Genomic DNA, 6714 nt, shown 5'->3' with positions numbered 1-6714 from the left:
CGCCCCCCCCCCCCTTCACTCGGAAAGCCAGTTAATAAAAAGCTTGTGTTTGAGTGGGAATTCCTGATTTTCTCCCGTCTTGCGTTAGAAGTCAGATTGCTTAGCCGCAGTCTCGCTTCCACGGCCCACAGCAACCTATCGCTGTGTTAACGGCGTTCCCGGCGTGTCGCGGGGGGCGCGATTCCAATCAACTTTGGGGTCCGAGTGCCTGTGAAATACATGAATAACAATGGCTGATTCCATCGCAGTAGACAAAGACAAGATTATCGCTGAATACAAGACCCACGAGGGTGACACCGGTTCGCCCGAGGTGCAAGTTGCCCTCCTAACAGCCCGTATCGCTCACCTGACGGACCACTTGCGTATTCACCGCAAGGATTTCCACACTCGTCGCGGTCTGATTCAAATGACGAACAAGCGTCGCAAGCTGCTCAATTATTTGCGCAACACCGACCTTGAGCGCTACAAGACCATTATTCAGCGCCTCGGCCTCCGTCGATAAGGCAACTTACCGTTGCATTCAATTATGGGGCGGCTGCTCCATCGCTCGCATGGCTCGCTGCCCCCTACTGAAGCAACAACTTCCCATTTAGCCGCAATTGCGGGCCCGGTTCGCCGCGCCCGCTTTTTTATTCCCCCTCCCCCCATCTCGAATGGATAACACCGCCTTTCTATTAATCCCAATCGTGGGGCCAATCTTATTAATTGTCCTCCATATTTGGTTGGCATTGTATATCTGGTTGGACTCAAAAGCCTTTAAGAACCGCCAAGGCATATTCCTGGATTCTCCTGGGCTATGGGCGTTCGTGGTTTTCGTCACCGGTATAGCCGGCGTCGCCCTCTACTGGCTTGTGCACTACTCCACCCTCCGAAGAACTTCTAATTAATTAAACCCATAAAGAAACCTGTCAGCGACCGCGTCCTATCCGCCCGCTGACTCACATAAAATACAAGTAATGAAACAAGAACACAGCGTATACATCGAATCGCTCGACATCACCTTAGGGTCGGGCACCATTGCCAAACAAGCTAACGGCGCCGTGACCATCACAAAGGGGGAAACAATTTTGTTCGTTTCCGCCACTGCCGCCACCAGCCTGCGCAATCCTGATCAGGACTTCTTCCCGCTAACCGTGGACTATCGCGAGCGCTTTGCCGCTGCTGGCCGCTTCCCAGGCGGTTATTTCAAGCGCGAAGGCCGCCCTTCCGAAAAGGAAATCCTCACCTCCCGTCTTTGCGACCGTCCGCTTCGTCCGCTCTTCCCCAAGGGCTTCCTGTATGAAGTGCAGGTCATCGGCTTGCTCATGGCAACCGACTTGGTCAACGACCCAGACGTGCTCATGGTCAACGCCGCTTCTGCTGCATGCCATTGCTCCGACATCCCTTGGAACGGCCCAATCGGCTGTATTCGCCTCGGCGAAATCGACGGCGAATTCGTTGTCAATCCAACCCACGAAGAAATGTTCGAGTCGACCCTCGACCTGATCTACGTCGGTAACGAAAAGGAAATGATGATGATCGAAGGCTCCGCGGACCAGCTCCCCGAAGCTCGCTTCATCGAAGCCCTTGAATTCTCGCAAAATGCCATTCAGCCACTGATCGCCGCTCAAAAGGAGCTCGCTAAGCTCGTTGGCAAGAAGAAGAAGGAATTCGTCCTCAATAAAGTTCAAGACGACGTCCTCAATGTCTGCCGCGAAGCCGTTGGTGAGAAAATGACCGCCGCCGTTTTCCAAGACAAGCGTTCCGACCGCAGCGCAGCAGTCTCCGCCCTCAAGGACGAAGCCGTTGCCGCAGTCACCGCTGCCAAGCTTGTGGAAGAATCCATGGTTGGCCCACAGGTCAATATGGCCTTCGAAGTCCTTCAGGAAGAACTTTACCGCGAAAACATCCTCGTGAACAAAAAGCGTGTGGATGGCCGTGGCCCAGAAGACCTCCGCGCAATTCATTGCGAAACTGACGTCATTCCTCGCGTGCATGGCTCCTCGCTCTTCCAGCGTGGTGAAACCCAAGGCATCGTTTCGCTGACCCTCGGCACCAGCAAGGACTCGCAGGACCTCGACGCCCTCACCGGCGGCGTAAAAAGCAAGAGCTTCATCCTGCACTACAACTTCCCTCCTTTCTCGGTGGGTGAATGTGGTCGCTTCATTGGCCCTGGCCGACGCGAAATCGGTCACGGCGCATTGGCTGAGCGTTCGCTCTTGGCCGTGCTTCCTGGCGAAGATGAGTTCCCTTACTCCATCCGCTTGGTCTCCGACATTTTCGAGTCCAATGGTTCCACTTCGATGGCTTCCGTTTGCGGTGGCACCTTGTCCCTTATGGACGCAGGTGTGCCTATCTCAGCTCCCGTCGCAGGTATCTCCGTCGGCCTCGTTGCCAAGGGTGACGAATACGTCATCCTCACGGACATCATCGGCGCAGAAGACCACTTCGGCGACATGGACTTCAAGATCTGTGGCACCAAGGCTGGCATCACCGGTTTTCAGTTGGACTTGAAGATCGCTGGTATCTCCATGGAGATCGCCAAGGAAGCCATCTATCGCAACAAAACCGCGCGTGATAATATCCTCGATATCATGACCGCTTCCATCTCCAGCCCGAACACCGAGCTCAAGCCATGCGCTCCGCGCATTGAGCAGGTGCAGATCGATCCGGAAAAGATCGGTGCCCTCATTGGCCCCGGCGGTAAGAACATCAAGCGTATCGTGGAAATCACCGGCGCACAGATCGACATCAACGACGACAACTCCGGTCGCGTGCTGATCTTTGCTTCCGATGGCGATGCCATGAAACGTGCGATCCAGGAAGTCGATCTCGTCACTGCTGAAATTGAGCCAAACAAGACCTACAAGGGCATCGTTCGTGCAATCAAGGAATTTGGCTGCTTCGTCGAATGTCTCCCTGGTAAGGAAGGCCTCGTCCACGTTTCCGAACTCGCCGATTTCCGTGTCGAACGCGTCGAAGACGTTTGCAAGCTTGGTGACGAAATTCTCGTCAAGTGCGTCGGCATCGACGACAAGGGCCGCGTGCGCCTCTCCCGCCGCGCTGCTCTCTGTGAAGCTCAAGGCATCCCTTACGAGTCCAAACAAGGCGGTGGTGACCGTGGCGGCGACCGCGGTGGGCGCGGCGGTGATCGTGGTGGTCGCGGTGGCGATCGCGGCGGTCGTGATGGTGGACGTGGACGTGATGATCGTGGTGGACGTGGACGTCGTGATGACGACCGCCCACGTCGTGAAGACCGGGATGACCGCCCACGCCGTTCCGATGGCGACTCCGGTAACGACAAGCCAAGCGAAGCCTAAGCTGTTCAGTCCACTGGGCAAACCTGCCCAGGTAATCTTTCAAACCGCGTCCTGCATAGGGCGCGGTTTTTTTTTGAGATGCACCTGCAACTTTTGATCGGGAGCTTGGTTACTTCACACATAACCTAATCCGATAAAAATGAACATATCATCCTCTCTCAAAATAGTATCATTAGCCCTCTTGGGCTTCGCCCCGTTTGGGGCTTACGCCGCTGCTTCCGGCGACAATACCGCCGCTCATACCAAGGCCTACGCCGAGGAGCTCGAAGGCGAAAAAGTTAGCCTCGACGTTGTATTCATCCGTCTTAGCCGCCATGCGCCCGAAGATGTGCCCTATGTATTTTTCTGGGCAATGACCATTGATGATGACGCCCACTCCGGTGGAGGCGCGATCCTCGTCGTTGCGGACAAGGACGATAAAGACGCCTTGATTCGCAAATACGGCACCAATCTGGATCGCGATCGTGGCGAAGGCGGCCCTGAGCACAAATCCCTTCGCGGCACCGTCCGTATTGTTGAGCGCAAAGGCAAAAGTCGCCATGTATATCTCGACGTGACAGATAGTGGAGTCGACCTGTCGAATGCCCCCGATGGCTTACTCGACGACTCGGATACCACAGTCGATATCGACCTGCCTCCCGGCAAAGGACCACGTGGTGGTGGCATGGGCGGCAATCTACGTTAATAGACTTTTTACTAACTAAGGGGTCAGTAAAAAAACAGCAGCAAGCACGAGCCGTCCTGGTGAAGATCAGGGCGGCTTTGTTTGTCCCACCCCTCAACCCTTAATTGAGACATCGCGAATGGCTCCACATTCGGGCAAGGCTCGGATGCGCTTGAGTATCTGCCGCTCCGCAAAAAGTAACTCCTGCTTAATGACGGAATTTGCGGCGAGAATGACCAACTGCTTACCATTAACCAGCTTCATTGGACGAGCCCGATGAGCCGTTTCTTCGCCTACAATTTCCTTCCAGTGTTTGACAATAATTTCCTCCGCCGTGGGCTTCCCAATCTTGTAACGCTCCAGAATAACCTCAACCACGCTATCAATTGGCTTAGCGGATCGGGACACAGAACGTCCACGGTCTTCGGGCAAGCCTCGGAGATTAGCGATCAGATTGTTGACTTCGCGGCTGAAGTGCATCGTCTTGGCGGTTGTATGCAAACCGTGTTGGAGATACTGCAGAAGACGACGACCTATTTCGAGCAGAAAGGCGTGCCTGAGGCCAGATTGCAGGCACAACGTCTAATGGGCCATGTTCTAGAGTGCGGTCGACTGGAGCTTTACCTGCAATTTGAACGCCCCATGACCAGCGAAGCGCTTGACAAGCTACGCCCCTTGGTCGCCCGCCGAGCCAAGCGCGAACCACTACAGCACATCCTAGGCGACACCGATTTTCTCGAACTGACCCTCAAGTGCGACGCCCGCGCATTGATCCCCCGCCCCGAGACCGAAGAATTGGCTGAACTGCTGACTATTCATTTTGCCCCGCCCCCCCCTGCCGTCCTCGATTTGGGAACCGGAACTGGAGCTCTCGCCCTTGGGCTAGCCTCCGTCTGGCCTGACTCAACAATAACCGCGGTCGACGCCAGCCCTGATGCGCTCTTGCTCGCACAAGAGAATGCGGCCTTAAACAACCTCAGCGGGCGAGTAACATTCCTCGAATCCGATTGGTTCTTGGCGGTTGAAGGGCAGCGCTTCGATTTAATTGTCAGCAACCCCCCCTACCTCACCGAAGAGGAAATGACCACTGCCGCGCCAGAAGTCACCGATTTTGAGCCAACCAGAGCGCTTGTCTCCGGCCCCGATGGCCTGAACGATTTACGAAAAATCATTGCCGAAGCCCCAGGTTTTCTAACGTCTGGCGGCCTCCTCGCTCTCGAAACCGGCATCGCCCAACATGCGACACTGACCACTCTTGCGGCAGAAGCTGGCTTTAGGAAATCAGAGGCAAAGCGGGATATCAGCGGCAGGCCACGCTTTTTCTGGGCTTGGCTTTAGGTTTTTCCAGTAAAGTTGATCGTTGAAAAACCGCTCTAATTTCACAAATATTACACCCGTAAACTGATCTTAACTTCAATTCCACCTGTAATGCCTATTTCCTTTGACCATACCCGTATTCGCGTCAGCAACCTCGAAAAATCCATTAACTGGTATTGCCTCACCAGTGGCTTTGAAGTGCTCCGTCGGACGGACAAATCCCCCTCTGGCAACCAATTGGCGCACCTGTGCATCCCAGGCTCCGAGCACAAACTGGAGCTAACTTTTTCGCCGGACTACAAGGTCAAATTTCCTGAAGACCTTGTCCACACCTGCATCCGAGTCGATGACATCGTCGCTCATTGCACCATGTTGGAAGACGCAAACATTGAAATCTGGCCAGAGGACTGGAAGGCAAAATTCACCAGTGGCGGCAACAAAATGGCCTTCATCACCGATCCCGACGGCTACGAGGTTGAGATTTTAGAGCATTAATCACAACCTCGCTGACCTACTTCCGTGTATAGATTAGCGGATTCTTGGGCGTCTGGATGACTTCGCCAATCTTGGCACTAGGACACCATGAATCCCAATCTTTATGCTGGTTCTGGCTCTTTGGCGCAATGAGCTGCATCTCGGAATCCATGTAAATAATGGTCATCACTTCGCGCGGGCGATTGGTCACATTTGGACCTGCGCGGTGGAAGGTATAACCGTAGTGGAAGCTGACTTCGCCGAGGTCGAATGGGCCTGAATCAACGCGCCGATCGCTGAACTTCAAGTGCTGGTCGATCGCCTTTTCGCTCTCGTCGCTGATGACCATATCCCGGCCAAACTTGATCTCTTGGCTGCCGACCGAGAACTCCAGCGGGCCCATATCCTGCGTAATTTTGGTCAACGGAATCCAAGCCGTGACGGTGTTATTATTCGAAAGCGGCCAGTAAACTTGATCAACATGCCACGGGGTGTAGCCGCCGCCAGGCTCCTTGTAGAGGGCTTGATCGTGGTAAAGGCGCACGCCACGAGTCCCCAGAAGCTCAGTCGCAATGCGGGCTAGACGTTTACCGAGGACAAAGGCCTTCACGTCGTCACTGTGCTCCCACAGGTTCATAATTTGCAGGAAGGCTTTAGCGTAAGTGTCGCGTTCTGACATGGAGCGGCTCTCGCGGTTGAGCTCCTTCACCTTCTCGGTAATAATCGGGCCGTAGTGGGCCAGCAAGTCGGGCGCGAGCACGTCCTTGAGCTTTATGTAGCCGTCCTCGCGGAAGCGGAAGATTTGGTCGTCGGTCAACGCAAAGGGTGCGTCGAGGAGTTCGAAGGGGGGGGTGATTTTCATAAAAAGTCGTTATCTGCCTTAATAATAAGGCTTTCTGGGCAATCACGCTTTGCATTTTCCGTCAAAAACTGATACTTTTATGCTCTTTTTAGACCCAA

General features: G+C 54.4%; 7 protein-coding genes. 5 read left to right on the top strand and 2 right to left on the bottom strand.

What is annotated here, in order from left to right:
* Positions 1-229 precede the first annotated feature (229 nt).
* The 3 genes from rpsO (at position 230) to IE065_RS17130 (ending at position 3984) form a co-directional block, all read left to right on the top strand.
* On the top strand, positions 230-502 hold the full coding sequence (rpsO, locus tag IE065_RS17140) for a 30S ribosomal protein S15 (protein WP_189517381.1): 273 nt from the start codon (positions 230-232) through the stop codon (positions 500-502).
* 454 nt (positions 503-956) lie between these two features.
* On the top strand, positions 957-3299 hold the full coding sequence (locus tag IE065_RS17135) for a polyribonucleotide nucleotidyltransferase (RefSeq protein ID WP_189517372.1): 2343 nt from the start codon (positions 957-959) through the stop codon (positions 3297-3299).
* A 139-nt stretch (positions 3300-3438) separates the two neighbouring features.
* Positions 3439-3984, top strand: coding sequence for a hypothetical protein (locus tag IE065_RS17130; protein ID WP_189517370.1), 546 nt, complete (start codon positions 3439-3441; stop codon positions 3982-3984).
* Positions 3985-4077: 93 nt separating this feature from the next.
* Here IE065_RS17130 and IE065_RS17125 read toward each other — a convergent pair whose 3' ends face one another.
* A complete protein-coding gene (locus tag IE065_RS17125; RefSeq protein ID WP_189517368.1) occupies positions 4078-4443 on the bottom strand; it encodes a DciA family protein in 366 nt (121 codons plus the stop codon).
* A 15-nt stretch (positions 4444-4458) separates the two neighbouring features.
* On the opposite strand from IE065_RS17125, the gene prmC reads away from it, so the two are divergent.
* Positions 4459-5301, top strand: coding sequence for a peptide chain release factor N(5)-glutamine methyltransferase (gene prmC / locus IE065_RS17120; RefSeq protein WP_189517366.1), 843 nt, complete (start codon positions 4459-4461; stop codon positions 5299-5301).
* Between the two features lie 90 nt (positions 5302-5391).
* Positions 5392-5775 (top strand): VOC family protein, encoded by a 384-nt coding sequence (locus tag IE065_RS17115; RefSeq protein WP_189517365.1) that lies wholly within the window; start codon positions 5392-5394, stop codon positions 5773-5775.
* A 16-nt stretch (positions 5776-5791) separates the two neighbouring features.
* On the opposite strand, the gene IE065_RS17110 is transcribed toward IE065_RS17115, so the two are convergent.
* Entirely contained in the window at positions 5792-6616 is an 825-nt protein-coding gene (locus IE065_RS17110; RefSeq protein ID WP_189517363.1) for a phytanoyl-CoA dioxygenase family protein, read from the bottom strand.
* Positions 6617-6714 lie beyond the last annotated feature (98 nt).

The sequence above is a fragment of the Cerasicoccus arenae genome (genome assembly GCF_014651635.1).
Lineage (GTDB): Bacteria > Verrucomicrobiota > Verrucomicrobiia > Opitutales > Cerasicoccaceae > Cerasicoccus > Cerasicoccus arenae.
The sequence above is the reverse complement of the archived record's forward strand: the minus strand, read 5'-3'. Positions and strand labels throughout refer to the sequence as shown.